Consider the following 25,879-nt stretch of genomic DNA (forward strand, 5'->3'; position numbering starts at 1 on the left):
CGCCGGAACGGCGGGGAGCGCGCGCCCGTCGTGCTGCTTCACCAGAACCCGTCATCGTCCTTCGAATACGAGCCGCTGATCGCCGCGCTCGCGGCCGATCGTCTGGTCGTGGCCTTCGATACGCCGGGCTACGGCATGTCGGATTCGCCGTCCGCGCCCCCGGGCATGGCGGGCTATGCGGCCGCCTTCTCCGATGCGCTCGATGCGCTGACGGAGGAAGGCGTGCTGGCGGGCAAGGTCGATCTTTACGGCTTCCACACCGGCTCGCTGTTGGCCTGCGAGCTTGCCATCGCCCGGCCGGACCGGGTCCGCGCCGTCGGCCTTACCGGCATCCCGATGTATGACGCCGAGGCCCTCGCCAAACGCCTCGCCGATGCCGAGAACTATCCTGCGCTCGACGAGGAGGGCACCGTCGTACGCGACCTGACGGCGGGCCTCTGGGCCTATGTCGTGGGCAAGCGCGACGCCCGCGTCCCGCTCGAAAAGGCGGCGCTGAACTTCGCCGACAAGGCGCGTGCGATGGACCGCTTCACCTGGGCCTATCGGGGCGTGTGGTCGTGGGACTTCGCCCGTCTCGAACAGGTCTCCCAGCCCGCGCTGCTGCTGCAGCCCGCCGAAGACCTCATGCACCTTTCACTCAAGGCGGCCGCGCGGCTGCCTTCCTGCCGAGTGGTTGAGCTTACCGACCTCGACCGCGACATTTTCGATATTGCACCGGAGCGACTAGCTGATGAATTGCGAGACTTCCTTGACCACCTCTGACCTTCCGCTTGCCGAAGTATCGCACTCGGTCCTCCACCCGGACTTCATCGTTCGCGAAGTGGCACGCCGCTACGCGCTGAAGGGCGACCTCACCTGCTTCCTGCTCTATCGCGGCATGAATGACGTCTACCTCGTGCAGGACGCCGAGGCGAAGTACGCCCTGCGCGTGTGGCGCAAGACCTACCGCGATGTCGACGACGTGTCCTATGAACTGGATTTCCTCGACTACCTGCGCCGCGCGGGCTTCCCCGCCTCGGTCGGTGTGCCGCAGCATGACGGCAAGCTCTACTTCAAGGTCATGTCGCCCGAGGGCGAGCGTGCGCTCGCGCTCTACGACTGGGCGCCGGGCGTGAAGTTCGGTGATCGGCTGTCCGAGGAAACCGCCTTCCGCATCGGCGCGGCCATGGCCGAGATGCACCTTCATGGTGATGCTTGGGTCGGCGAAGGTCACACGTTCTCGACCGAGACGGCCAAGGACTACAACATCTGCATGCCCGCGCTGATCGACTTCGTCTACGATCGCCCGGACGACCTGCGCGATTACCCGATCATCGCCGCCAACCTCGACAAGCGGCTGGACGAATACGCCGCTTCGGGCAAGGTTCCGCTCGGCGTGTGCCACCGCGACTTCCACCCGAGCAATGTCCACGTGGCGGAAGACGGCCAGATCACGCTTCTGGATTTCGACGCGGCGGGTGAGGATTTCCTCATGCAGGACGTGCAGAACTTCGTGTGGGGCAACCTCTTCTACGGCTTCGATCCCAAGATCGGCGAGGCTTTCGAGGCGGGCTATGAATCCGTGCGGCCCTTCACGCCCGAAGAGAAGGATGCGATTGAAGTGTTCCTGATGGCCAAGTGTCTGCGCCTTGTCGCAGGGATGGCGCATAGCTCGACGGCGGTGGGACGCGGCACGCTGCGCTTCCGCAATCTCGACTGGCTGGGCGACTACATCAAGACGCGCGCCCGCGCCGCCGGACTGCTCTGACGATGGCCGGCCCGCCAGCACTCGACCTGACTCCTCTCGATATGCCTGAGGTCTCCGCGACCGACGCTGTGCGGCCGAACACGCGCGGCGCCTGGACCATGGTGATCATGCTGTTCCTTGCGGGTATCCTGTCGGTGATCGACCGGGCCGCGCTGAACATCTTGGTCGACCCGGTCCGCGGCACGCTGGGCATCAGCGACGAGCAGATCGGGCTGCTGCAGGGCCTCGCCTTCGGGCTGTTCTATGCCTTCATGGGCATTCCCATGGGCCTTGCCGCGGACCGCATTTCGCGGCGCAACCTGATCGTCGCAGGCATCGGCCTGTGGAGCCTCGCGACGATCGGGAGCGGGCTGGCGCAGTCGTTCGGCTCGCTCTTCGCGGCGCGCCTGCTGGTCGGGCTGGGCGAGGCGGCGCTCGGTCCCGCCGCGATCTCGCTGATTGCGGACCTCTTCGCGCCTGCGCGGCGCGGGCGGCCGATCTCGGTCTACATGATGGGGCAGGGGCTGGCGAACGGCATCGCCATCTCGCTGACCAGCCTTATCCTCGCGGCGGCGGGAGCGGGGGCGTTCCTCGGCTTCCCGGTGCTGGGCGGGTTGGCGGCGTGGCGTACGGTGTTCGTGATCTTCGGTGCCTGCGGGCTCGTCATCGCGCTCGCCATGCTGCTGCTGACGCGCGAGCCGCCCCGGCAGGGCGATGCCCCCAAGGGCGCGGCGCAAGTGCCCGGCGCGGCGGAGGCGGCATACCTGTGGCGCAACCGCGGCGTGTTGCTGCCGCTCTATTTCGGTTTCGCGACCTGCTTCACCGTCGCTTACGGCGGCGCGTCGTGGGCGCCTTCGATGCTGCTGCGCGCCTATGGCGCCACGCCTGCCTATCTCGGTGCGTGGCTTGGCCCGTTGTCGATTCTGTTTTCGGCGATCGGGCCGTTGGTCGGCGGTACGCTGCTGGATCGTTCGATGCGTTCGGGCGATACCCTGGCGCGGTTCCGCATCCTGTCGGTCGCGCCGCTTTTCGCGCTGCCCTTCACGCTTTCGGTGCTGGCGCACGAGCTGCATTTCGCGACCGTGCTGGTCGCCTCGGCCAATGCGGTGTTCTCGGTCGTCGGCACGGTGATGTTCGCGACGCTGCAGTCGGTGGTGCCGCCGCGCATGCGGGGCAGTTCCATCGCGCTGACGCTGGTGCTCAACACCATCCTCGGCGCGAGCCTTGGCCCGCTCATGGTCGCCAGCGTGACCGAGCGCGTGTTCGGCGATCCGGCAAGCGTCGGCTGGTCGATCGCGCTGGTCTGCGTGCCGTTCCTGCTGCTGGGCACCGGGCTCTACGCCGTGGCCCTTCGCGCCATCCGCAAGGCACGGCTGCAGGGCGACAGTGAATGTGCGCGCCTGCTCGCAGGGGAAGCCCTTTAAGGAGATGACGATGCGCTGGGTATTCGGAGCCGCCATGCTGGCGATTACGTCCATGGCCGGCGCTCAGCCGCCCGAGGTGCCCTCCGACGCGCAGCTTCGCGAACGCTACGCCCTCCCGGCTTCGCACTTCGACACCATCGCCGGGGAGCCGTTGCACTACGTCGACGAAGGGCGCGGTCCGGCGATCCTGCTGCTGCATGGCTCCTATGCTAACTTGCGGCAGTGGGACGGCTGGGCGGCGAAGCTGAAGCGCCATTACCGGGTAATCCGCTTCGACCAGTCCCCGCTCGGCCTGTCCGGCCCGAACCCGCGCAACGACTATGAACTGAGCCAGCGCATTGCCGTGATCGACGCGCTGATGGACAAGCTCGGCGTGCGGCGCTTCGTCATCGCCGGCACCTCCAGCGCGGGTGTGCAGACCGCTGCCTACGCCGCCGCGCGGCCCGAGCGGGTCTCGGGCGTGATCCTCTCGAACATAGCCGCCGGGCCGCTCAAGATCGATTACGCGGCGATGCCGCAGGCGCTCAAGGATGCGGTGGCGCAGGACGCGAAGCATCCCGGCTGGCACGAGCCCGAATTCTGGCGCCAGATCATGCTGGCGAACATGCTCGACGCGAAGGCGGTCACGCCCGGGCTGGTGGCGCAGTGGACCGACCTCAACAACCGCGCGATGCGCGATCCGGCGACGACGGCGGGCGCGATGAAGGCGGCGACGGGTTCGCTGGCGTTCGCGCGCACCCCGGATGACTTGCGCGCGATCACCGTGCCGAGCCTGTTGCTGTGGTCTTCGGACGACCATGAAGTGCCGCTGGAGAAGGACGGGCGGCAGGCGCTCGACCTGCTCGGGGCGAAGGACAAGCGCCTCGAAGTGGTGGCGCAGTGCGGGCACATGATGCCGATGGACTGCCCCGCGCGCTCGGTGGACGCGGCGATGCCGTTCCTGAAGCGCGTGGCGGGGAAATGACGCTCCTCGTTCGTCATTGCGAGCGAAGCGAAGCAATCCAGGGCAGAGTCGCACCGCCCTGGATTGCTTCGCTTCGCTTGCAATGACGAGCCTTAGGGCTGACGGATACGGGATGAAGGGAGGGGCAATTACATCCCCTTTACCTCACTTCATCGCCGAACAGGCGTACCAGCTGCCGATCATCGCATGGCCCTGCGGGTGGCCTTCGGTGAAGAAGTCCTCGCGATCGGGCTTCAGGTAGGACGTGCCCTTGCGGTAGCCCACCAGCACCGTGTCACCCGCAAAACCGGCATCGACGGCGACCTTGTGCCAGTCGATCCGCGCCAGCGAGGTCATGAACGGTTCGTTGTTGTAGTGGCTCTCGAAGTCGCAGCGCATCTGGTCCCAGAGCGACAGGTGCTCGTGGCGCGGCGGCACGTCCACGTGGCACATCACGCCGCCGTCCCGCAGCAGGCGGTGGCACTCCCTGAATATCTGCCGCATGCCCTTGGCCGAAGTCTCGTGCATCACGGCAGACGAGCAGACGAGATCGAAGCTGCCGTCCGCGAAGTCGGTATGCTCGGCGTCCTGCTGGCTGAAGTGGATCGGCACGCCCATCGATTCCGCGCGGGCATGGCCATAGCGCAGCATCGGCGCGCCGACGTCGAGCGCGAAGATCTCCGCGTCCGGGAAAGCCTGCGCGATGGCGACGGTCGAATGGCCCACCGAGCAGCCGAGGTCGAGGATGCGCTTCGGCTTGAAGTCCGGGTAGAAGTCCTGAACGTGGCTGGCGAGGCTGTGCCCGCGCCCGTCGTTCTTCCATCCACCGTTGAGGTTGCGCAGGTACGTCGAGGCGAAGCGGTCGTAGAGCGCCCCGGCGCGAAAATCGTCCTGCGCGGTATCGACCACGTAGCTGCCCGGCATCCGGTGATGGTCGAAGGCGGCGATGTAACGCGGGATCTCAAGCTCCGGGTTCAGCCGCAGCGAGCCCTTGGGCTTGGCCACCTGCGCCTTCACCTTGCCTGCGAGTTCGTCGTACTGGCGGTCGATCGCGCCGTCCAGCGCCTGCCAGATGCGGTCCTGGTAGGTGAGCGAGAGCGTCAGCCAGTACTGGTGCAGCGGATGCGCTTCCAGCGCCTGACGGACTTGCGCGCTGGAGGTGGGCTTCGCGCCGGTCTTCTTCTCGATGCCGGGGACGATCACTTCGTCCAGCAGGCGGCGGTCGAGCGGGTCCATGTTGCGGTTGGTCCACGCCCGCATCGCGAGGAAGTGGTCCTCCATCGCCTGCTCGTCATGAGTGGCCTGCGGCATGACCGCGTGGCCGAAGTGTTCCTGGCGGTACTGTTCCATGGGTGATCCTCCTGCCTCAGTCGCGGGTCACGGCGTCGAGGACGCCTTCGTAGTCGTTCTGCTGTGCGAGTGCCTCGGGCATCAGCTTGTCGCGGGCGGAGCCGAGCACGCGGTCGTAGATCGCCTGGCGATAGGCGCTGCGCTCCGTCTTCGTCTGCGCGTCGGGTGCGAACATGTCGATGTCCGCCGGACCGTGCAAGCCCGCCGCCGCGAGCAGGCGTTCGTTCGCGTCGAGGCGGTCCTTGAGGACCACGACTTCGCCCAGCAGCGCCAGCACCATGCCGGCGAGGGCGTCGGTCGTCTCGCTTTCGAAGATGACCGGCTGGCTGCCCTTGGAGTGCGCCTTGCGGTCGAGGTTGATGCGGTCCGCCACTGTCAGTTCACTCCCAGATCGAAACGGAAGACGTGGCCGGTGCGCGCCACGATGTCCTTCTTGTCGAGGTCCGGCCCGTGGGCTTCCTCGGTCTGCGCGTCCTTGGCCTTGAGGTCGTAGCCGGTCTGGCTGGAGAGGATCACGACGAGGTCGGTGTCGTCCTCCACCGCGAAGGGAAATTCGTGCCAGGTGCCGATGTGCATGGCGAAACCGGCGCTGCCGTCGAAGCGGAAAGCGCGGACTTTCGACAAGTCGGGCAGGTCGTCCTCGCCGGGAGGGGCCATGACTGCGACGAAGGGCTTGCCGCCCAATGGCAGGAATGCCTGCGTGTGCTGGAAATGGCGCTCCATGTAGCGCACCTCCCCTGGCGGCGGTCCATCTGCGCGAGGGTGATCTCCACCGGATGCTCGCATAGAAAGCGCGCCGGGTAGCTCATCTTCACCGCGCCCTTGTAGAAGTCGACCGAGACCGGCGTGACCGGCGCCTCGCGGCCGACGATCGCGCCGAATGGCGCCAGCGCCTCGGCGCTAGCCGGTTCGACTTCGAGCTGGATTACCGTCAATTCGCCGGTGGCCCGGCTGTCCTGTGTCATCCCTGTCTTCCCTCTGCCTTTCTGGCGAGGCGAGAATGATCGAGAATCGGAAATCTATTAGGGTGCAACAGTAAATTGATCGCCAGATGGAGAGGGCGGTGCTGCGACCCTTCGACAGGCTCAGGGTGAGCGGGGGTGGTGCAGGGACCAGTAGTCACGGCCCTCTCCACCCCGCTCAGGCTGAGCTTGTCGAAGCCCCTTGGCCTAGCGGAACAGCCTCGGCGCGAAGTCCGCGAGGTAGCGGCGCCAGTTGGGCCATTCATGCCCGCCGCCGGTCTCGTTGTAGTGATACGCGATGTGGTAGCGATCGAACAGCGCGCGGGTCGGCGCGACGGTGCCGTAGAGGAAGTCGTCCTTGCCCATCGCGAAGTAGAGCAGCTTGAGATCGCGGGCCGACTGCTTGAGCGCGGCATCGTAAGTCTTCGCGTATTCGTCCACGCGGCCCTTGTCGGGACCGACGCCCAGACCCATCGAGAACACGCCGATCCAGCGGAACAGGTCGGGATGCGTCAACCCGTTGCGCAGCGTGTGCGATCCGCCCATCGACAGTCCCGCCATCGCCCGCGTTGCCGGGCGCGCGTCGGTGCGGTAGTTGGCGTCGACGTAAGGGATCAGGTCCTTGATCAGGTCGTTGCCAAAGTCCGGGTTGTCGAGCGTCATGACGCCTTCGCGCAGCGGTGTATGGCCGTCCGGCATGACGACGATCATCGGCACGGCCTTGCCGCTGGCGATCAGGTTGTCGAGGATCAGGTTGGCGTGGCCCACGCTGGTCCAGCTGTCGTCGCTGTCGCCGGCGCCGTGGACCAGATAGAGCACGGGGTACTTGCGCGCGTCCTTCGTGTAGCCGGGCGGCGTGTAGACATGAGCGCGGCGCTTGATGCCGAGCGAATTGGACCAATACTCGACGGTCGAGACGGTGCCGTGGGCGACTTTGGCATCCCACGTCTGGAACGCGCCTTCGGGGCCGGTGACCTCGAAGGTGGAATTGATGCCCTTCAGTTCCTCGGAGAAAGTCTTGCCGAGCGGATCGGGCGTCTTCACGCCATCGACGCGGAAAGCGAAGCGGTAGACATCGGCGGGGACGGGCTGGGGCGTGATGACGGTCCACAGGCCGGTCTTGTCCTTCGCCATCGTCAGGCCCTGCGGCGTACCTGGCGGGAAGCCCATCGGGATGATCTTCGCGATGTCGGTGCTGGTGAGCAGCACCTCTTTCGCATCAGGCGCGCAGATGCGGAAGGTGACGCGCTGGTCGGGAAGCTGTTCGACCGACTTGAACGGGGCTGGGCCGGAATAGAACGGCGGTGTGACGCAAGTGGACGGATCGAGCTGTACCTGCTGCTGCGCGGCGGCGGGCGCAAGCGGCATGGCGGTGGCGGCGCTCAGCGCGGCCAGAAAAGCGAGCCTGAATGACATGCAGGAATCCCTGATAGATGCAGCCTGTCGCTGCCAGTATCAGTCGATGTCAGTAAGCGGCTGTGGGCAAGGACGCCGCAGTGCCTTGCCCGCCTGTTGGATTTCGACGTGCATGTTCACCATGCCCCACTTCCCCCGCTTCGTCATTGCGAGCGTAGCGAAGCAATCCAGGGCGGCTTACGCGGCCCTGGATTGCTTCGCTACGCTCGCAATGACGGAGGTGAGGCCATGCCTCAGAACCGGATGATCTGGCGGATCGCCTCGCCGCGATCCATCGCGTCGAGCATTTCGTTCAGGTCGTCCAGCTTGTGTGTGGAGCTGATGAGGCGGTCCACCGGCAGGCGGCCGGCTTTCCACATCGCCACGTAGCGCGGAATGTCGCGCGCCGGGATCGACGAGCCCATGTAGGAGCCGATCAGCGACTTGCCCTCGGCCACCAGCGAGACGGCCTGCAGGTCGAGCCGCTGTTCGGGCGCGGGCAGGCCCACGGTGACGACACGGCCGCCGCGACGCGCTGCGGTATAGGCCGAGGCCAGCACCTTGGCGTTGCCCACGGTCTCGATCACGACGTCGGCCTTCCCGCCCAGATGCTCGGCCATCACGGCCTCAAGCTGGTCCGGGGTGGTGCCGATCGCACCGAGATCATCGGCCAGCGCGATCTTGTTCGGCGCGAGGTCCACGCCGATGACCGTCGCCGCGCCGCTCGCCACCGCGCCCATCAGCGCCGCAAGGCCGACGCCGCCGAGGCCGAAGACCACGACCGTCTCGCCCGCGCGGATGGCGGCGCTGTTGATGGCTGCGCCCACGCCCGTCAGCACCGCGCAGCCGAACACGGCGGCGACTTCCGCGGGAATGTCGCGGTCCACCTTCACGGTCGAGCGCTGGTCGACCACCACGTGCGTCGCGAAGCACGAGACGCCGAGGTGGTGGTGCACGTCGTTGCCGCAGTCGTGCAGGCGGAAGCCGCCGCCGATCAGTTCGCCGCGCCCGTTGGCCGCGGCGCCCGTCTCGCACAAGTAGCCCTCGCCCGAGAGGCAGGGGTGCAGCGGCCGCACGAAGGCAGGAACACCAGCACCACGCGGTCGCCGACCTCGAGGCCGGTGACGCCGGAGCCAAGCGCCTCGACGATGCCGGTGCCTTCGTGGCCCAAGGCCATCGGCATCGGGCGCACGCGGTCGCCGTTCACCACCGACAGGTCGGAGTGGCACAGGCCCGCCGCGTCGATGGCCACGCGCACTTCGCCCTGGCCCGGTGCGTCGAGATCCAGTTCCGCGAAGCGCAGCGGGGTATTCTCGGCGTAAGGCTTGGCATTCCCGCCCGACTGGGCGAGCACGGCCGCGCGCGTCGTGGTGCCCATCAGCGCGCCCACTTCTTGTCGAACGCCCAGACCTCCTCGAAGCCGACGAGCGAGCAGAATTCCTTGAAGTCGAACAGGCCGGGCTCGGTCGGCTCGCCGGTGCCGTGGTCGCGCAGCTGGTTCAGCGCCAGCTCCATCGCGCGGGCCGAGACGAGGCTGGTGAGCGCGGGGTAGATCGCGAAGGCGAAGCCGAGTTCGGCCAGCACGTCGGTCGGGTAGGGCGGGGTCACGCCGCCGTTGGCGATGTTGACCATCACCGGTTTGCCGAAGGTCTCGCAGACCTTGCGCATCTCTTCCTCGGTGGTCACCGCCTCGGGGAAGAGGATGTCGGCGCCGGCCTTGTCGTAGGCTTCGAGGCGGCGCATCGTCTCGTCGAGGCCGAAGCTCTGGTAGGCGTCGGTGCGGGCGATGATCAGCATGTCCTCGCGCGCTTCGGCGGCGACCTTGATCTTGTCGACCATTTCCTCGGTGGTGACGACGCGCTTGCCCGGCGTGTGGCCGCACTTCTTGGGGAATTCCTGATCCTCGATCTGGATCGCGGCGATGCCCGCCTGCTCGTAGCCCTTCACGGTGTGGTGGACGTTGAGAAGACCGCCGAAGCCGGTGTCGGCATCCGCGATCAGGGCCGAGCCGATGGTGCGCTTGATCGTCGCCATGCGGTCGAGCATCTGGGTGTAGCTGACGATGCCCGCATCCGGCAGGCCGTAACCCGAAGCGGTCGTCCAGTAGCCGCTGCCGTAGACGACGTCGAAGCCCGCGCGCTCCGCCATCAGCGCGGCGATCATGTCGTGCACGCCGGGGACCGGGAAGAACTCGCCCTTGGCCAGCTTGGCCTTCAGGATGTTTGCGCTCATGCTTCAGTTTCCTCTGTCCAGAGCCACGGCGCGGCTGAGCGCTGGGCCTTTTCGAATGCGGTGATGTCCTGCCCGTGCAGGGCGAGGATGCGGGTGGTGTTGTTCCAGCCGGCGAGCAGCATTTCGCGGTCGCTGTCGGGAACGGTGAAGGCGAACTCCTGCCCGGCGCACGTCACGGTCTGCGCGGCGAGGTCGATGGATAGATCGTTGCCCGTTTTCGCCAGCGCCTGCAGCGCGGCGAGCGTCGCGGGCTCCATCATCCCTGCCACCATACCGTTGTTGGCGCAGTTGCCGCGGAAGATCTCGCCGAAGCTGGGCGCGAACACGGCGGTCAGGCCCATGCCGTCGAGCGACCAGACGGCATGCTCGCGGCTCGATCCGCAGCCGAAGTTGGCGCCCGCCAGCAGCACCGGCGGCTTGTCCGCAGCCTCGTAGGCTTCGAGCAGGGCCGGGCGGTCATGGAAGGCGAAGCGGCCGAGGCCCTTGCGCTCGGTGTGCAGCAGGAAGCGTGCCGGGAAGATGATGTCGGTGTCGACGTCGTCCTCGTCCAGCACGAAGGCGGGGGCGGTGAAGGGGGTGAAGCCGGGCATCAGGCGAACTCCTTCCGGACGTCGACGATGCGACCCGCGATCGCGGCGGCGGCGACCATCGCCGGGCTGGCGAGGTGCGTGCGTGCGCCCGCGCCCTGACGGCCCTCGAAGTTGCGGTTGGAGGTGGAGATGGAGCGCTTGCCTTCGGGCACGAAGTCTCCGTTCATCGCCACGCAGAGCGAGCAGCCCGCGTGATGCCACGCAAATCCCGCCGCCTCGAACACCTTGTCGAGCCCTTCGGCCTCGGCCTGGTGCTTGGTGACGGTGGAGCCGGGAACCACCATCGCGGTGACACCCTCGGCGACATGGCGGCCGCGGATTATGCCCGCGGCGGCGCGCAAGTCCTCGATGCGGCTGTTGGTGCAGCTGCCGATGAAGGCATAGTCGATGCCGATCCCGGCGATCGGCTTGCCCGCTTCAAGGCCCATGTAGTCCAGCGCGCGGGCAGGGCCGGCGGGCACGGTGCCGTCCACCGCCATGACCTGATCGGGCGAGGTACCGAAGGTCACCTGCGGGGCGATGGCGGCGGCGTCGATCTCGACCGTGCGGTCGAACACGGCGTCGTCGTCGGAACGCAGGGTGCGCCACCAGGCGACGGCCTGATCCCACATCGCGCCCTGCGGCGCGCGCGGGCGGCCCTTGAGCCAGGCGAAGGTAGTTTCGTCCGGCGCCACGAGGGCGACGCGCGACCCCGCTTCGATGCCCATGTTGCACAGCGTCATGCGCGCTTCTATCGACGCGGCGCGCACCGCCTCGCCGGTGAACTCGATGGCATGGCCGATGCCGCCGCCCGCGCCGATCGTGCCGATCAGGGCCAGGATCATGTCCTTGGTGGTGACATGCGGCTGCAGCTGCCCGGCGTAGTGGACGCGCAGGTTCCGGTTGCGCGCCTGCCAGAGCGTCTGCGTGGCCATCACCGTGCCGCACTCGCTGGCGCCGATGCCGAAGGCCAAGGCCCCGAAGGCCCCGTGCGTGGCGGTGTGGCTGTCCCCGCAAACCAGCGAGATGCCGGGCATCGTGAAGCCCTGCTCGGGCGAGATGACATGAACGATGCCCTGCCGCTCGCCTTCCAGCGCGAGGTATTCGATGCCGAACTCGGCGCAGTTCGCCTCCAGCAGCGCGACCTGCTTGCGCGCGAGTTCGCCCTTGATCGCGCCGCCGCGCTCCGAGGTCGGCACGGCATGGTCTGGCACCGCCAGCTGCGTCACCGGGCGGCGCACCGTAAGGGCATTGTCGCGCAGCAGCTCGAAGGACTGCGGGGTGCTCACCTCGTGCAAGAGGTGGCGGTCGATATAGATCAGGTCCTTGCCCGCATCGCCGCGCACCACCGTGTGCGCGTCCCAGAGGCGGTCGTAGAGCGTCTTCGGAGCAGATTGGCTGGTCATCACATCACGCATTGGAACGGGCAGGAGGCACCGTCGAGCGATCGGAACGGCATGTCCGTTCTACGGATAGTCGCCCCGGATCGCCCGCGCCAGCCCCGGCACCAGCAGCAGGCTGGCGAGGAAGAAGCCCACCGGGATCAGCGAATAGTTGAGCACCACGCCGAACAGCGCGGCGGGGCTCTGCTGCGCCGGGCCGGCGGTGGAGGAGACGAAGCCGCACAGGCTCAGCACCGCGCCCGAAATCACCGGGCCGAGCGCGAAGCTGAGCTTCTCGCAGGCAGACCACAGGCCCGCATAGCCGCCTTCGATGCCGCTCTCGTGCTCGCCAAGATGCACGGTGTCGGTGAACAGCGAGGTGACGAGCAGGATGAACCCGGCGTTGGTGACGCCGATCACCGCGCCGCGCAGCAGGATCAGCACGTCCTTGCCGCTGACCGCACCCAGCGAGACGCCGTCTCCCCAGTCGATGCCGAGCCATGTCAGCGTCACCGCGCACCAGCCGAGGCACAGATAGACGAACAGCGAAATCTTGCCGATCCGCCGCGAGATGCGCAGCCACAGCGGCTGCGTGACGAGGCCGGCCAGCGACATGATCAGGACATAGGCGGTCAGCAGTTCGATCCGGTCGACGAGATAGACGAAGACCAGCGCCACCACCGTATAGCTGCACGCCTGTCCCACGGTCTGGAGCAGATGGATGGCGGTCAGCTGCCGGAACGCCCGGTTGCGCCATGCGGCGGCAAGCATCCGCGTGAAGGGCACCGGCGCCTTCGCCGCTGCCGGGCGGTGCAGGCGCGAACGCAGGCCGAGCGCACAGCCGAGCATGGAGGCCAGGCACAGCGCGGCGAAGATCACCGACATCACGCTCCACGCCTGACGCCCGCCGCCGAGCCAGACGACCGTAGGCTGGGCAAGACCGATCCCCAGCACTACGCCGAGCGTGGTGAAGGCGATGCGCCATGCCAGCAGCTTGGTGCGTTCATGCGGGTCGGCGGAAAGGGTCGTGGCAACGGCGAGATAAGGCACGGAAAAGGCGCTGAAGGCCGTCATCGCCAGCAGGAACACCGCGCTCGTCGCGGCGGCGGCGGCATAGGGAGAGCCCATCGCTGGCAGGTTGAACAGCAGCACGAAGCCGATGCTCGTGGCGATGGCGCCGCCGACGAGGAACGGGATGCGTCCGATCGAACTTTCGCGCCGGTCGGACCACGCGCCGACCAGCGGGTCGCAGATGATCACCCACAGCTTGGGGAGCAGGATCACTAGCCCGGCCAGCCATGCCGGGACGCCGAGCACGGTGGTCATGTAGACGGGCAACAGCGCCGCCGGGGTGTCGCGGAAGACCTGCGCCCCGGTCTGGCCGAGGCCGTAGCGCACCATGGTGCCCGTATCGAGAGGAGTTCGGGGGCGAGTGATTCGGATTCGTTCCGGGGTGTCTGGAGCAATTTCGGCCTCCACGCAGGACGGGAGGGAAACGTCTCATCGTCATCAACCGTATGACAGGCGCATTTCACCGCGATCCGCTGCGCGGATAAACGCGCACATCCGCCGTTTTTTGGTCGGTGTGCGGATTTTGTGCTCACCCTGCGGATAAAAAAGCATTCGCCAGGCGGTAATCGGGGCCGTAACGATAGCTTCACAAACATCGGAGGAGGGGTCCGATCAACAAAACGGGTTTGGGGTGAAGCTATGGAACGAGGTGTACCGATCCGGGCGGTTTGCCGGGCTATTTCGATACTTCAGGAAATAAATCAGATGGGCTCGCTTTCGATGATGCAGATCTCGAAACGTGGCCGCATCCCTTATCCCACCGCCTGCCGCATCGTGCAGACGCTGATGCATGAGGGCCTCATCGAGCAGGAGCCGGCGCGCAAGTTCTACCGGCCTACCGCGCTCGTCCAGTCGCTGTCGCAGGGCTTTCAGGCGGACAGCTTCCTAGTGGAACACAGCCGCCGGCATCTTCGGGCGCTGACGCACAAGATCGGCTGGCCGGTCTCGCTGACGGTTCGCATCGGCACGCATATGGTCGTGCGCGATTCGACCCACGCGGACACCTCGCTGACTTTCGAGCGGTATTATCCGGGCTTCCGCCTGCCGCTGATGGACTGCGCTTCGGGCCGGGTGTGCCTTGCGCATATGACGCCGGAACAGCTCGACCGCGTCATGGACTGGGTTTCGCTCGTCGGCTCGCCGTCGGAGCAGGACCTGACTGCCTACGTCTCGGTCAACACGCTCAACAAGATCCGCGAAGAAGGCTACGCGGCGATCGGTTGGGGCCAGCACAACCTGACGCCGGGCAAGACCTCGTCGGTGGCGGTGCCGATCTTCCGCGACGGCCAGTTCGAAGCGGCGCTGACGATGATCTACTTCGCCGCCGCCATGAAGCAGGGTGAGGCGGTGGAACGCCACCTTGCGGAACTCAAGGCGACGGCGGCAGCGATCACCGAAGAGATCAACTGCACCGAACTGCCGGACATGGAGTTTCCGGTTCTCAACTGATCGGAATCATCCGAAGGTCGCACGAAAAACGCCCGGTCTCGCGACCGGGCGTTTTGTTTTTTCGAGACTTTCCAGGACCGATGGTACGGCGGGGCAATCCTCCCTGTCGCGCAGCGATGGGGAGGTGGCAGCCCGCAGGGCTGACGGAGGGTTTTTCTCCCTCCACCACCCGCTGCGCGGGCGGTCCCCCTCCCCATTCCTTCGGAACAGGGAGGATAAGGTTTTACCCCAGTTTCTTCGGCGCGGCCGGGGGCTGCGGCGGGGACCAGCCCGCCGGAACCGGCGCGGGCTTCTGCTCGCGGGCGTAGTTCTCGAGGCTGGAGAGCGAAGGCCCGTAGTCCTCGGTCGGCGAGTGCAGCCACTTTTCGTCCATCGCGCGCGCGGCCTCGACGAGGTCCTGCGGCAGTTCCTTGATGCCGCCGGGCAGCGTCTGGAACGTGGTGAAGTAAGTGATGTGGCCGGGGGCCTGACCCATCAGCATCCAGGGCAGCCACGGCGTCATGCGGGTCCATGCGCCGATGTGCGGGATGTGGGTGAGGTTGGGGTTCAGCACGTCCTCGCGCTTCACGGTGTAGATGAAGTGCTCGGAGACGCGGTTCATCACGCCCGAGGATTCGCGCGGCCACTTGTCGGGCTGCAGCGCGTTCGGATAGATCATGTCGATGTCGGTGTTGACGATCAGGGTTCCTTCCGGACCCTCCATCCAGTCCATCAGGAACGGCTTGGGCTCGGTCTTCACCTTCTGCAGCCCGCCGTAGCTCGGCGGCTCGGGGACCTTGTCGCTGATGGTGAAGTTGAACGGGTCGTTGGCGATCGGCACGACCTTGACGGTCTCGCCGGTATAGGGGTTGTCCCAAGTGTCCAGCAGCTTGCCGGTCTCGATGTCGCGATAGAACACGACTTCGCGCAGCATGCGGCGCCAGCTGCCGTCGTCCAGGCGCTTGATGCGGGTGAAGCTGAAGCCCTCGGCGATGAACAGCGGGCGGATCTTCTCGTTGTCGCGCACCCCGAAGGCCTTGCCGCGCAGCCAGCCGCACTTTTCCTTGGTGGGATCGACGTCACCGTCGATGCGCGCATACGTATCGCGGTTCCACACCGGGTCCTTGAAGTCCAGCTTGGTGGTGAAATTCAGGCGCGACGCGGCCGTCGCGGACTTGCCGGCGGCGGACGCCACCGTGGGAAGCGCCGCCACGCCTGCGGCGATGGCCGCCAGGCTGAGGCCTTCGCGGCGGGTAAACGTGTTATTCGACATGAGCTGATCACTCCATGAGGCCGAGAGGCTATGTGCCGCGATGGAGATGGATGAAGCCGGGGCCAGCGTCGATCAAGCTCCCACGAATGATCGCCAGACAGATACGGCGGATCGCCGATCACAATTTTTGATCATTGCGTATGGTCAAGGCAGGCACGTCTATTGGCCCCGAGCCGCACTGTCGGGCGCGGTCAGGGTGTTGTCAGGTGCCGCTAGGGTGCCTTTGGGTGCCGTTCAGTGCGCCTTGCGCATCGGTTCGAAGGCCGATTTCTCGAGAATTTCGCGCAGTGCCTTGCAGGCGGAAGTCTCGAAGTTCTCCGCCATGCTGACGAAGCCGAACTGCGAGGCGGTGACCTCGGTGCCGGGTACGCGCCTGAGCGTGCCGTTCTCCAGCTCCTCGGCAACCCGCTCGTCGGCGATCAGGCCGATGAAATCGCCGCTCAGAACCAGTAGGCGAATGACGTCCATCGAGGCCGTCCGCACACTCTTGCGCGCGACATCGCGGCCTGCCGTGGCCATGACCGAGACGATGTCGCTCTGGCCCGGAAATGCGCCGACAATGGCGGTGTCGAACTCCACCCACCGGTACTGGGAGATCGGGCGGCGCTTGGCGATATCGTCGAAAACCGGGTGCGTGGCGGCCGCGACGACGGAATAGTTAAGCGTCCCCAAGGGCTCGGTCAGCAGGGTGCCGCCATGTTCCTCGTCGGCCGGGATGGCGCAGCAGGCGAAGTCCACTTCACCTTGCTGGAGACGGCCGAGGAGCTGCGAACTGAAGCCCTCGAATACCCTGAGCGTGGTCGAGGGGTACTGCTCCGAAAACTCGGCGATGCAGCGGGCGAAGGCGTCGGTCAGGAAGATCGAGTGCACGCCCATGTTGATCGTCTGGTTGTGCGTGCTGTCGGCGACCTCGTCGAGGATGCGCTCCTGCTCGCGGAAGATCAGCCGGGCGCGGCGGACCAGACGGTCGCACAGCGGCGTCGGCCGGATGCCGCGCGGGCCGCGCTCGAACAGGCGGCCGTTCAGCGTTTCCTCAAGCTGGTGCATGCTCCAGGTCAGGGCGGGCTGGGAGATGCCCAGATCGCGCGCCGCCTGCCGGAAGCTCCCGGCTTCGTAGATCGCCACCATGCGTTGCAGTTTGACCAGGTCCATGCGCGTCACCGTTGATCGTCGGGCTCGGGTTTGTCCAGCCTTGCAAGCGGGGAGGGGCCATCGGCCGCACTCCCCGCCGTGCAGGGCGTTCAGTTCTGCGGAGCACCGGTGTCTTGGAAGTTCTGCCAGTCGCGGGTGACGAGGCGTTCGTCGATCAGCGTGCGCTGGTAGCATTCGCCGTCGCGGAACCACTGCCAGGTGCGGGCGCGCTTGGTGAAGTCCTCGTTCACCTGGATCATCTCGTAAAGATAGATGCCAGGCTCGTTGTGGCGGGTCCAGTTGAGGCAGGTCGAGCGGTTGTAGTCGTCCGGCTGCATCGCGGCGGCCCAGCCCTTGATCAGCTCGTTGTCCCAGCGGATGCGGCCGTCTTCGTACCACGCCGGGAAGTCGCGCACGTCGACGCGGCCGTCGTCCCAGAAGTAGTGGTTGGTCTGGTGGTATTCCTCGTGGCCCGGCTCGCCGACGAGGCGGCAGAACAGGCGCGAGCGATGCTGGTCGGTCAGTTCGCCGGTCTTCGCGTCGTAGTAGCGATACCAGCCTTCCCACACGCCTTCGTTGTTGCACAGCAGAGGCATGGCTTCCCGGATGCCGGGTTGCGAGACCTTGTTCACCATCATCGCCACTCCATAAGATGTCTTGAAAATGCCCATCGGCTGCCCCCTGCCTAGTTGCAGGAGGTGCACGCGCGAGCATTTTGCGTCCGATTGATCGCTGTTCGATCATATTGATCGCTTGCCTGACCGCTTCCGCGCGGGCGTGGCATTGGGGTTTCGAATCAGTTGATCACTGCAAGAGAGTCCAGGAGTCTTCGAGCCATGACGATGGACAGGCGTAGCTTCACCCTTGGTATGGCCAATGGCGCGATCGGTGTGGGAATGGCCTCGATGCTGCCTGCTGCAGCGCTCGCTGCCCCGGCCAAGAAGGCAGCGGCCGGGCTCGACGTGCTGGTGCTGGGCGCGGGTGTTTCCGGCCTGCAGGCCGCGTGGATGCTGGAGGAGCAGGGGCTCAAGGTCGCCGTCCTCGAAGGGCGCCAGCGCGTCGGCGGGCGGGTGATGACGCTGCTGGACGAGCCGGGCTATCCCGAGATGGGCTTCAACTCGATGGGCGAGGGCTATGGCCGCGGCGTCGACGCCGCGCAGCGCGCCGGGGTGACGCTGGAGGACATCGGCGGCCGATACCGCGTCGGCAAGCCGCCCATGCTGTGGATGAACGGCCAGCCCCTCACGCGTGAGGAATGGGCGCGCCATCCCGGCAACCCGTTCCCCGATGCGATGAAGTCGGTACTCCCCGCCGAGATGGTCAACAAGCTCCTTGCCGAGCGCACGCCGCTCAAGGACTGGAACGCCTGGACCGACCCGGCCAGCGCCGTGCTCGACGTTCCGTTGCATGATTTCCTGCGCGCGCAGGGGCTTTCGGACCCGGCGATCCGCCTCGCCAACGATGTCTCGCCTTATTACGGCACCAATTCGTGGGACGTCTCGGCGCTGATGCTGGAGTTCAACGACGGCTTCGTGAAGGCCCAGTTCGAGGCGGGGACAAAGTCGTTCGGCGTCAAGGGGGCAACCTGCACTTGCCGATGGGCATGGCCAAGCTGCTCAAAGGCGACGTCATCCTCGGCAAGGAAGTGGTCGCGATCGAGGCCACCGACAGCGGCTCGACCGTCTATTGCCGGGATGGCTCGACGTTCAGCGCCAAGCGGGTGATCTGCTCGCTGCCGTTTTCGACGCTACGCTACGTGAAGATTCTGCCGGGCCTGTCCGGCGCGCAGGCGGAGGCGGTGTCGCAGATCGCCTATCAGCCGCTGTCGATGGCGTTCCTCACTGCCACCGCGCCGTTCTGGGACGAGGACGGGCTGTCGCCCGGCATGTGGACCGATGGCCTCGCGGGCACCGTCATTCCGCAGCACTACGGCGCGACGCCGGAGGAAGTCACCGGCTTGCTGGTGCAGGCGCGTGGCGGTCTCGCCAACTACTGGGACCGCTTGGGCCGGGACAAGGCGCTGGCGATGATCGTCGCGCAGATCGAGGCGATGCGCCCGGCGGCCAAGGGCAAGCTGATGGCGCGCACGTATTTCAGCTGGTCGCAGGAAGTCTTCAACGGCGGCGACTGGGCCTACTTCGGACCGGGACAGGTGAGCCGCCTCGTTCCCGAAATGTCCAAGCCCGCCGGTCGCCTGCACTTCTGCGGCGAGCATACCGCCACCGGCGCTCGCGGTCTCGAAGGTGCGCTGGAGTCGGCTGAGCGCGTGGCCCTCGAAGTTCTCGAAGCCTGACGCAAACACTTCTCCGAAGTGCGATCAGTTTGTATTATCGGTGATAACAATTTCCTTTGAATGCGCATGATCCGGGTGGTTTTCGGCCACCCGGATTTCGGCCGTTTCAGGGAGATTGCACGTGCGTCGTTCTCTTTGCGCCTTGCTGCTTGCGGTGGTTGTTCTTTCCCCGGTCTCCGCCTCCGCCGCTCTTTCCACGCTCGGCAATTCGCCTGCGGGCCAGCAGGCCGACGGGGTGGAGGTGCAGGCGCCCACCGTGATCTGGCCCAAGGGCGCGCCTGAACTGAAGGGCTGGCCAGGCAAGGCCAGCGCCCCGGTGACCGAAGAACTGCGCGATGACGGCGAGACGCTGTGGAACGTCACCGTCCCGTCCTATCAGGCGTTCCTGCCCCCGCCCGGCAAGGCCACGGGAGCGGCGGTGATCATCGCGCCGGGCGGCGGCTTCCGCCTGCTCGCCATGCGGCACGAGGGGACGCGCGTGGCGCAATGGCTGGCGGAGCACGGCATCGCGGCCTTCGCGCTCAAATATCGCCTGATCCAGACCCTTCCCGGCGAGACCAACGAGGCGATGCGCAAGAGGGTCAACGCTACGATTCCCGCCGGGGTCGGTGGCGATCCCGGCGTGGCGGACGGGCTGGAAACGCTGCGCCTGCTGCGCTCACGCGCGGCCGAGTACCGCATCGATCCCAAGCGCATCGGTGTCGTCGGCTTCTCGGCGGGCGGTCATGTCGCGGGCATGATGGCTTTTGCTCCCGAGGCTGTGCGGCCCAATTTCGCCGGGCTGATCTACGGCATGCCGTTCGGCGCGAAGCTGCCGGAAATCCCGCCCGCGAACCTTCCCTATCCGGAAGGCACGCCCAGCGATCCCTGGCTGCAACCTGCGCCCAAGCCCGCGCCGGGCCGCCTGCCGCCGCTGTTCCTGGCCATGTCGCAGGATGACATGGCGGTGGGCTATGGCTTCCGGCCGTTCTACGATGCCCTGTTCGCCAGCGGCTACCGGCCCGAAACCCACCTGTATGAGCGGGGCGGCCACGGTTTCGGCATGAAGCAGACCGGCGGCACGACCGACCATTGGCTCGAGGAATTCCGCTGGTGGATCGCGGGCGAGGGCTTCACGCCCGGTAACTAGCCGGGCGCGGGTTCCGGCCTCAGGGAGCGGTGGTTTCCGCAGGCAGATTGGGGGTGCCCGCCTCGACATAGGCGGCGATGAGCTGGGCGAAGCGCTCGGGCACTTCCAGCGGCGGATAGTGGCCGACGTCGGGCATCATCACGCGCGAGATCTGCGCGTTCTTGAGGTAGCGCGCGATCGCATTGGCGGCCGATTCCGGCAGCAGGTGGTCGGCGGCGCCCCAGATCAGGAAAGTCGGCTTGCGGACCTTGGCCATTTCGACGGTGGCCTGCTTGCCGTCGCCGATGCGGGCGACGAGGGCGATCAGATTCTTCTCAGGGGTGCGGCGATAGAAGTCGTAGTATTCCTTGCGCGTCTGGGCGGAGATACGCGCAGCGTCGCCTGCGAAATAGCTCAGGAATTCGTTCCAGAAGGTCTGGTCGCGAAAGCCTGTCTGCTTGGCCCGCTCGGTCGCGTCGGTGAACGACTTGGGCATGACGAGATGGCTGGTATCCACCGGATCGGACGGGGTGTTCGACAGGATCAGCCGCTCGACGAGGTCGGGGCGGCGGGCGGCCAGATACATGCCCATCGTGCCGCCGCTCGACACGCCGACGAACGTGAGCTTCTTCACGCCGAGGCGGGTGAGCAGTTCCACCGGAATGTCGGTCGGCTGCATCGTCTTCGCAGCAGCGTCGGTGGCGCCGTCGGACAGGCCGTAGCCGGGAATGTCGTAGCGGATGATGCGGTAGCGGCCCTTGAGCGCCAGTGCGATCCGGTCCCACGTGCGCAGGCTGCTTTCCGAGCCATGGACCATGAACAGCACCGGCGCGTTTCTCGGCCCTTCATCCTTGTAGTGAATCTTGAGCCCGCCGATCACGGCATAGCGGCTCTGCGCATCGGCATACTTGCGGCGCAATTCCTCGATGGTGAGGTAGGGCAGGGCAGCCTTGGTTGCGGCTGCGGCGCTCTGCGCATGGGCGGCAGCCGGAACGAGGCCCAGCACCGAAATTGCGACTGTTGCGGCAAGCAGCGGAATGCGGATCATGGCTAACCTTCTTTATCAGGGACAGGCCGAGTTTATCGACTGCTTTCCCGATGTCCGAAAGATCGCCTGGACTATCCGACTGGCGGGCGTGCCCATACGCAAAGGCCCCGGCGAACCTGCGTCCGCCGGGGCCTCTATCTGTTTGCGATTCGGACGATCAGACGATCGCGGCCGCCTTTTCAAGACTGCGGAACATCGCCTGCTGTACGATGTACTCGTGCCGCGCATCGGCATCAGCCTCGAGGTGGGCGAGGTGCGTTTCGCGGGCATCGACCTTGTCCTCGACCGCCGCCTTGTTGGCGATGGTCTGCGCCTGCACGAAATCGCGCGTCACGGTGCGACGCTGGCGGTCGTAGAGCGAGAGCTGCGCTTCGGCGTCTGCGCCTTCGAGTATCACGCGGCTCAGCTTCTCGACGAGGTTCACCGCGTCATGGATGCCCGAGTTCATGCCGAAGCCGCCCAGCGGGTTGTTGAGGTGAGCGGAATCGCCCGCCAGCATGATGCGGCCCTGACGGAAGCTGTTCGCCACGCGCTGGTGGACGCGGTAGCAGGTGCGGTGCTCGGTCTGGACGGGAATGTTGACGCCCAGCAATTCGGCGAAGACCGCGTCCTTGGCGGCGTCGCTGGTCACTTCAGCGACGGAAGCGCCCGACTTCTGCGGCACGAGGACGCGCCACAGACCGGGAACCTTCAGCAGGACGCACCAGAACGGATCGCCGCTGACGTAGTTCACTTCCTTGACCCAGGGCAGATGCTCCTCGATCGGATAGGCGGTCGAGAGGGTCAGGAAGGTTTCGTCGTAGGTGAAGCCATCGAAGCCGATGCCCAGCCACTTGCGCACGGTGGAATTGCCGCCATCGGCGCCGATCAGGTAATCCGCGTGGAACAGCTTGATGTCGAACGGGGTCTCGACCGAAACCTGTACACCGTTGGAGCCCTGCACGCAGTTGGCGACCTGATGCGAGAACAGCACTTCCGCGTTCGGCATCTCGGCCAGCTTGGCGGCGATAAGGCGGGTCAGCTTCCACTGCTCGCACTGCAGGCGATAGGGATAGGGCGTGATGTCGCCGATTTCGCTCATGTCGAGCGAGAAGGTGCGGCCGGTGTTGCGGTTGCTGTACTGGTACAGCGGCGCGCGCAGGCCCTGGTCTTCCAGCGTCTGGCGCAGGCCGAGCTTTTCCAGCATCTCGAGCGTCGGCGGATGGAGGGTGGAGGCGCGCATGTCCTCAAGGCAGGTTGGCGCGCTTTCCAGAACGCGGACTGAAATCCCCTGCAGCGCCAGAGCATAAGCGGCCACCATGCCCACTGGGCCGCCACCGGCGACCAGTACCTGCGAGCGTGAATTGTCTAGTGGTAGCAGCAAGGCGTCCCCCGATGAGTAAATGCCTGTCAGGTAAGGTCGCCAAACGTCGCCGTGACTTGCACGACTGCGCGAAGACCGTCCCCCAGTGAACTGAAAACGACGTGTCGGACTGTGCGCCGCCTGCAGGACTGCCCTTCGACTTTTCGCGAATTCTGGTCCCAAGAGGCGCGCTGCCCTGTTTCGGCATAAGCGAGTTTGGCGGGAGGTGATCCGGTGATTGCACCGATGTTCGCGCTGCGATCACTCGGCCTTGATCACCCCTTGCCGTCCGGGGCATGTGGCAGAACGCAGGACAGGGAAACTCGGCCATGCCGGCCTACAGAATTGGAAAACCGATGTTACTTGACCCCAAGCCCCAGAGTTCCGCCGTTTCCGCGCTGCTCGATGCTCCCAAGACCGCCCGCATGCTCATCGGCGGACAGTGGGTCGATGCAGCGGACGGCGCCGTCGTCGAGACTCTCGATCCGGCCAGTGGAAAGATCATCGGCACGATCCCTGACGCCTCCGCTTCCGATGTGGACGCCGCCGTCGCCGCGGCGCGCAAGGCGCAAGGGCCGTGGGCCGCGACGCCGCCCGCCGAGCGTGCGCGTATCCTCTGGAAGATCGCCGACCTCATCGAGGCCAACATCGACGAATTGTCGGAACTGGAAGCGCTCGATCAGGGCAAGCCGCTCTACGTGGCGCGTTGGGCGGAAATCCCGGGCGCGGTCGGCCAGTTCCGTTTCTTCGCCGGGCAGGCCATGGCGATCGAGGGGCAGACCATCACCCCGTCGATCACCTATCAGCCGCAGGGCAAGGAAATGCGCGCCTGGACCGTGCGCGAGGCCGTCGGCGTCGTTGCGGCGATCGTGCCGTGGAACTCGCCGCTGGTGCTCACCGCGATGAAGCTGGCCCCGGCCTTCGCGGCGGGCTGCGCGGTCGTGCTCAAACCGGCCGAGGACACCTCGCTCTCGGCGATCCGCCTGGGTGAGCTGATCCAGGAAGCGGGCCTGCCCGACGGCGTGTTCAACGTGATCACCGGTCGCGGCGCGATTTCGGGTGCGGCGCTGGCCTCGCATCACGATGTCGACAAGGTCGCCTTTACCGGCAGCACTGCAACGGGCCGGGCGATTCTCGACGCGTCGAAGGGCAACCTCAAGCGCGTCAGCCTTGAACTGGGCGGCAAGTCGCCGGTCGTGATCATGGGTGATGCCGACCTGAACCTCGCGATTCCCGGCGCGGCGAACGCGATCTTCTTCAACGCCGGGCAGGTCTGCGTGGCGGGGTCGCGCTCCTATGTCCACGCCTCGGTCTACGATCAGGTGGTCGAGGGGCTGGCGGCTTATGCCGGCGGGCTCAAGCTCGGCCACGGTCTTGACCCGGCGACGCAGATGGGCCCGCTCGTCAACGCGCGCCAGGCCGAACGCGTCAGCGGTTTCATCGCGGGTGCGCGCAGCGAGGGCGCGGCCATCGTCGCGGGCGGCGAGCGCCTTGGCCCGGCCGGCACTTTCATCACCCCGACCGTGGTGGCGAACGTGACCGCCAGCATGGAAATCGTGCGCGAGGAAGTTTTCGGCCCGGTTCTCGCCGTGCAGAAGTTCGATGACGTGGAAGAAGTCGTCGCGATGGCCAACGACAGCGTCTACGGCCTTGCCGCCAGCATCTGGACGGAATCGCTCTCGCACGCGCATCGCCTGTCGTCGCGGATCAAGGCGGGTACGGTGTGGATCAACTGCCACTCGATGTACGACGCCAGCCTGCCGATCGGCGGCGTGAAGCAGTCCGGCTACGGCCGCGACAGCGGGCGCGAGGCGCTGGAAAGCTACCTCGAGACGAAGACCATCTGCGCGGTGGTGTGATGGACCAAATCCTCCCTGAGCTTACTCGGGGAGGGGGACCGCCGACGCAGTCGGTGGTGGAGGGGAATTTCCCTCCGTCAGCCGCTTCGCGACTGCCACCTCCCCATTGCTGCGCAACAGGGAGGATGTAGGACAAAAAGAAGGCCCGGTAGGACTTGCGTCCCGCCGGGCCTTTTAGGGTGAGGGTGGGCCGGGCACCATTTCTGGCACCCGGTCCGGGAGAGATCAGAAGCTGTAGCGGGCAGTCGCCAGCACGGTGCGCGGGTCGGTCATGAAGCGCGGGTTCACGACCGAGAAGCCGAAGCCGGTCTGCCAGTTGATCTGGTTGAGCAGGTTCTTGCCAGCGACCTGGAACTGCCACGGCCCGACGTCGTACCCGACATAGGCATTGACGATCTGCGTCGAGGTCACCGCGCCGATTGCGGCGTTGTCCGCAGTCGAGAAGAACTTGTCGCGGAAGTTGGCGTCGGCGCCGAACTTCACCTTGCCCGAGCCGAGATCGAAGTTGTAGTCGAAGCCGACAGTCGCCTGGTAATCCGGTAGGAACGGCGGCGAGTTGCCCGCGAGCGAACCGCCCGAAGTGCGATACTTGCCGCGGTTCAGTGCGCCGTTGCCCCAGATCTGCAGGCCGTAGACCGGCTTCCACGCGATCTCGGCTTCGAGGCCCTTGATCGTCATGTTGTAGTTTTCGATCAGGAAGCCGCCGTCGCCGAGGTTGATCGATTCCTGACGGTTCTTGATCTTGTTGACGAAGCCCGAGAGCGCCACGCGCACGGTGCTGCCGAGGTCGGCCTTGATGCCCGCTTCGAAGGCGTCGGTGCTCTGCGGCTTGAACGCGGCGGCCAACTGCGCGGCGGTCGATGCGAGGCCATTATAGCCGCCCGACTTGAAGCCGACGCTGTACGAGCCGTAGAGCAGCACGTCGTTGCTCGGCTTGAAGTTGACGCCCAGCTTGGGGTGAACTTCTTGTAGTGGTCGCGGCTAACTGCCGGATCGCCGCCGATGTCGGCGTTGAGCGCCTTGTCCTCGAGCGTGTAGCGGCCGCCGGCGATCAGGGCGAGCTGGTCGGTGACGTTGAAGGTCAGCTGGCCGTAACCCGCCCAGGCGTCGGTCTTGGCATGGAAGTTGGTGCGCGAGGGCACGAAGAACGTCGTCGTGTCGACGATCTGGTCGCCGTTTTCGTGGAAGTAGTAGAAGCCGACCACGTAATCGACGAGGCCGTCAGCCAGCGAGCCGGCGGCGTTAACTTCCTGGCTGAACTGCCACTGCTGGGAATCGCTGCTGCGCACGAACAGAGCAAGCGGTGTCGTGCCGGTGGAGCCGATCATCGAAGGATAGACGCC

The 25,879-nt window shown here is 66.2% G+C and carries 22 protein-coding genes and 2 pseudogenes; 9 read left to right on the plus strand and 15 right to left on the minus strand.

The features are described 5' to 3' along the window. Nucleotides 1-30 precede the first annotated feature (30 nt). From KZO24_RS24975 to KZO24_RS24990, 4 genes are read left to right on the plus strand one after another with little or no spacing between them, the layout of a single operon-like run. Nucleotides 31-762: an alpha/beta fold hydrolase gene (locus tag KZO24_RS24975; RefSeq protein ID WP_486487378.1), complete on the plus strand. Its 732-nt coding sequence runs from the start codon at nt 31-33 to the stop codon at nt 760-762. Further along, nucleotides 749-1,747, plus strand: coding sequence for a phosphotransferase enzyme family protein (locus tag KZO24_RS24980; RefSeq protein ID WP_271183769.1), 999 nt, complete (start codon nt 749-751; stop codon nt 1,745-1,747). Before KZO24_RS24975 ends, KZO24_RS24980 begins: the two co-directional genes overlap by 14 nt. A gap of 2 nt (nt 1,748-1,749) precedes the next feature. After that, a complete protein-coding gene (locus tag KZO24_RS24985; protein WP_271183770.1) occupies nt 1,750-3,150 on the plus strand; it encodes an MFS transporter in 1,401 nt (466 codons plus the stop codon). Between the two features lie 10 nt (nt 3,151-3,160). Further along, entirely contained in the window at nt 3,161-4,114 is a 954-nt protein-coding gene (locus KZO24_RS24990) for an alpha/beta fold hydrolase (RefSeq protein ID WP_271183771.1), read from the plus strand. A 144-nt stretch (nt 4,115-4,258) separates the two neighbouring features. Here the strand turns inward: KZO24_RS24990 and KZO24_RS24995 are convergent, their stop codons facing one another. The 9 genes and pseudogenes from KZO24_RS24995 to KZO24_RS25035 all read right to left on the minus strand — a co-directional run bounded on the left by KZO24_RS24995 (nt 4,259) and on the right by KZO24_RS25035 (nt 13,384). Continuing rightward, complete coding sequence (locus KZO24_RS24995) at nt 4,259-5,443, minus strand: class I SAM-dependent methyltransferase (RefSeq protein WP_271183772.1); 1,185 nt, start codon at nt 5,441-5,443, stop codon at nt 4,259-4,261. Nucleotides 5,444-5,459: 16 nt separating this feature from the next. Continuing rightward, nucleotides 5,460-5,816, minus strand: coding sequence for a hypothetical protein (locus tag KZO24_RS25000; RefSeq protein ID WP_036528996.1), 357 nt, complete (start codon nt 5,814-5,816; stop codon nt 5,460-5,462). A 2-nt stretch (nt 5,817-5,818) separates the two neighbouring features. Then, nucleotides 5,819-6,166, minus strand: coding sequence for an ureidoglycolate lyase (locus KZO24_RS25005; protein WP_486487379.1), 348 nt, complete (start codon nt 6,164-6,166; stop codon nt 5,819-5,821). Between the two features lie 446 nt (nt 6,167-6,612). Next, nucleotides 6,613-7,821: an alpha/beta hydrolase-fold protein gene (locus tag KZO24_RS25010; RefSeq protein ID WP_271183774.1), complete on the minus strand. Its 1,209-nt coding sequence runs from the start codon at nt 7,819-7,821 to the stop codon at nt 6,613-6,615. 233 nt (nt 7,822-8,054) lie between these two features. Beyond that, a pseudogene (locus KZO24_RS25015) lies at nt 8,055-9,178 on the minus strand (zinc-binding dehydrogenase). Next, nucleotides 9,178-10,032 carry an isocitrate lyase/PEP mutase family protein gene (locus tag KZO24_RS25020; RefSeq protein WP_036529001.1) on the minus strand — a complete coding sequence of 285 codons (855 nt, stop codon included), beginning with the start codon at nt 10,030-10,032 and terminating at the stop codon, nt 9,178-9,180. The pseudogene KZO24_RS25015 and the gene KZO24_RS25020 overlap by 1 nt, the downstream one beginning before the upstream one ends. Further along, nucleotides 10,029-10,622 (minus strand): 3-isopropylmalate dehydratase small subunit, encoded by a 594-nt coding sequence (locus tag KZO24_RS25025; RefSeq protein WP_271183776.1) that lies wholly within the window; start codon nt 10,620-10,622, stop codon nt 10,029-10,031. Before KZO24_RS25025 ends, KZO24_RS25020 begins: the two co-directional genes overlap by 4 nt. Further along, nucleotides 10,622-12,007: a 3-isopropylmalate dehydratase large subunit gene (gene leuC, locus KZO24_RS25030; protein ID WP_271183777.1), complete on the minus strand. Its 1,386-nt coding sequence runs from the start codon at nt 12,005-12,007 to the stop codon at nt 10,622-10,624. The genes KZO24_RS25025 and leuC overlap by 1 nt, the downstream gene beginning before the upstream one ends. 60 nt (nt 12,008-12,067) lie before the next feature. Further along, nucleotides 12,068-13,384, minus strand: coding sequence for an MFS transporter (locus tag KZO24_RS25035; RefSeq protein WP_271183778.1), 1,317 nt, complete (start codon nt 13,382-13,384; stop codon nt 12,068-12,070). Between the two features lie 309 nt (nt 13,385-13,693). On the opposite strand from KZO24_RS25035, the gene KZO24_RS25040 reads away from it, so the two are divergent. Then, entirely contained in the window at nt 13,694-14,503 is an 810-nt protein-coding gene (locus KZO24_RS25040; RefSeq protein ID WP_036529004.1) for an IclR family transcriptional regulator domain-containing protein, read from the plus strand. Nucleotides 14,504-14,726: 223 nt separating this feature from the next. Here the strand turns inward: KZO24_RS25040 and KZO24_RS25045 are convergent, their stop codons facing one another. From KZO24_RS25045 to KZO24_RS25055, 3 genes are all read right to left on the minus strand, one after another. Next, the gene (locus KZO24_RS25045; RefSeq protein WP_271183779.1) at nt 14,727-15,755 is read right to left on the minus strand and encodes a DUF1838 family protein; all 1,029 of its coding nucleotides are present in this window, start codon (nt 15,753-15,755) and stop codon (nt 14,727-14,729) included. Between the two features lie 234 nt (nt 15,756-15,989). Next, nucleotides 15,990-16,907: a LysR family transcriptional regulator gene (locus KZO24_RS25050; RefSeq protein WP_271184014.1), complete on the minus strand. Its 918-nt coding sequence runs from the start codon at nt 16,905-16,907 to the stop codon at nt 15,990-15,992. 89 nt (nt 16,908-16,996) lie between these two features. Beyond that, on the minus strand, nt 16,997-17,557 hold the full coding sequence (locus tag KZO24_RS25055) for a DUF3598 domain-containing protein (protein WP_231958331.1): 561 nt from the start codon (nt 17,555-17,557) through the stop codon (nt 16,997-16,999). Between the two features lie 336 nt (nt 17,558-17,893). Between KZO24_RS25055 and KZO24_RS25060 the strand changes: the two are divergent. From KZO24_RS25060 to KZO24_RS25070, 3 genes and pseudogenes are all read left to right on the plus strand, one after another. Next, a pseudogene (locus KZO24_RS25060) lies at nt 17,894-18,172 on the plus strand (FAD-dependent oxidoreductase); the annotation flags it as partial. A 317-nt stretch (nt 18,173-18,489) separates the two neighbouring features. Then, nucleotides 18,490-19,179: a flavin monoamine oxidase family protein gene (locus tag KZO24_RS25065; RefSeq protein WP_486487380.1), complete on the plus strand. Its 690-nt coding sequence runs from the start codon at nt 18,490-18,492 to the stop codon at nt 19,177-19,179. A 121-nt stretch (nt 19,180-19,300) separates the two neighbouring features. Beyond that, nucleotides 19,301-20,308 carry an alpha/beta hydrolase gene (locus tag KZO24_RS25070; RefSeq protein ID WP_486487381.1) on the plus strand — a complete coding sequence of 336 codons (1,008 nt, stop codon included), beginning with the start codon at nt 19,301-19,303 and terminating at the stop codon, nt 20,306-20,308. Between the two features lie 19 nt (nt 20,309-20,327). On the opposite strand, the gene KZO24_RS25075 is transcribed toward KZO24_RS25070, so the two are convergent. After that, the gene (locus KZO24_RS25075) at nt 20,328-21,335 is read right to left on the minus strand and encodes an alpha/beta fold hydrolase (protein ID WP_271183782.1); all 1,008 of its coding nucleotides are present in this window, start codon (nt 21,333-21,335) and stop codon (nt 20,328-20,330) included. 157 nt (nt 21,336-21,492) lie between these two features. Next, entirely contained in the window at nt 21,493-22,698 is a 1,206-nt protein-coding gene (locus KZO24_RS25080; protein WP_231958333.1) for an FAD-dependent oxidoreductase, read from the minus strand. 404 nt (nt 22,699-23,102) lie between these two features. On the opposite strand from KZO24_RS25080, the gene KZO24_RS25085 reads away from it, so the two are divergent. Beyond that, complete coding sequence (locus KZO24_RS25085) at nt 23,103-24,536, plus strand: aldehyde dehydrogenase family protein (protein ID WP_370424080.1); 1,434 nt, start codon at nt 23,103-23,105, stop codon at nt 24,534-24,536. Nucleotides 24,537-24,761: 225 nt separating this feature from the next. Here KZO24_RS25085 and KZO24_RS25090 read toward each other — a convergent pair whose 3' ends face one another. Then, entirely contained in the window at nt 24,762-25,457 is a 696-nt protein-coding gene (locus KZO24_RS25090) for a TonB-dependent receptor domain-containing protein (RefSeq protein WP_486487382.1), read from the minus strand. Nucleotides 25,458-25,879 lie beyond the last annotated feature (422 nt).

Source organism: Novosphingobium sp. NFX11, assembly GCF_057376415.1.

What these genes read in the sequence shown, in the direction of transcription:
- KZO24_RS25065 (WP_486487380.1), top strand. Translation starts at nt 18,490, where the DNA reads ATGGCCAAGCTGCTCAAAGGCGACGTCATCCTCGGCAAGGAAGTGGTC.
- KZO24_RS25025 (WP_271183776.1), bottom strand. Translation starts at nt 10,622, where the DNA reads ATGCCCGGCTTCACCCCCTTCACCGCCCCCGCCTTCGTGCTGGACGAG.
- KZO24_RS25085 (WP_370424080.1), top strand. Translation starts at nt 23,103, where the DNA reads ATGCTCATCGGCGGACAGTGGGTCGATGCAGCGGACGGCGCCGTCGTC.
- leuC (WP_271183777.1), bottom strand. Translation starts at nt 12,007, where the DNA reads ATGACCAGCCAATCTGCTCCGAAGACGCTCTACGACCGCCTCTGGGAC.
- KZO24_RS24995 (WP_271183772.1), bottom strand. Translation starts at nt 5,443, where the DNA reads ATGGAACAGTACCGCCAGGAACACTTCGGCCACGCGGTCATGCCGCAG.
- KZO24_RS24985 (WP_271183770.1), top strand. Translation starts at nt 1,750, where the DNA reads ATGGCCGGCCCGCCAGCACTCGACCTGACTCCTCTCGATATGCCTGAG.
- KZO24_RS25075 (WP_271183782.1), bottom strand. Translation starts at nt 21,335, where the DNA reads ATGATCCGCATTCCGCTGCTTGCCGCAACAGTCGCAATTTCGGTGCTG.
- KZO24_RS25035 (WP_271183778.1), bottom strand. Translation starts at nt 13,384, where the DNA reads ATGGTGCGCTACGGCCTCGGCCAGACCGGGGCGCAGGTCTTCCGCGAC.
- KZO24_RS24990 (WP_271183771.1), top strand. Translation starts at nt 3,161, where the DNA reads ATGCGCTGGGTATTCGGAGCCGCCATGCTGGCGATTACGTCCATGGCC.
- KZO24_RS25050 (WP_271184014.1), bottom strand. Translation starts at nt 16,907, where the DNA reads ATGGACCTGGTCAAACTGCAACGCATGGTGGCGATCTACGAAGCCGGG.
- KZO24_RS25045 (WP_271183779.1), bottom strand. Translation starts at nt 15,755, where the DNA reads ATGTCGAATAACACGTTTACCCGCCGCGAAGGCCTCAGCCTGGCGGCC.
- KZO24_RS25010 (WP_271183774.1), bottom strand. Translation starts at nt 7,821, where the DNA reads ATGTCATTCAGGCTCGCTTTTCTGGCCGCGCTGAGCGCCGCCACCGCC.
- KZO24_RS25005 (WP_486487379.1), bottom strand. Translation starts at nt 6,166, where the DNA reads ATGGAGCGCCATTTCCAGCACACGCAGGCATTCCTGCCATTGGGCGGC.
- KZO24_RS25040 (WP_036529004.1), top strand. Translation starts at nt 13,694, where the DNA reads ATGGAACGAGGTGTACCGATCCGGGCGGTTTGCCGGGCTATTTCGATA.
- KZO24_RS25020 (WP_036529001.1), bottom strand. Translation starts at nt 10,032, where the DNA reads ATGAGCGCAAACATCCTGAAGGCCAAGCTGGCCAAGGGCGAGTTCTTC.
- KZO24_RS25055 (WP_231958331.1), bottom strand. Translation starts at nt 17,557, where the DNA reads ATGGGCATTTTCAAGACATCTTATGGAGTGGCGATGATGGTGAACAAG.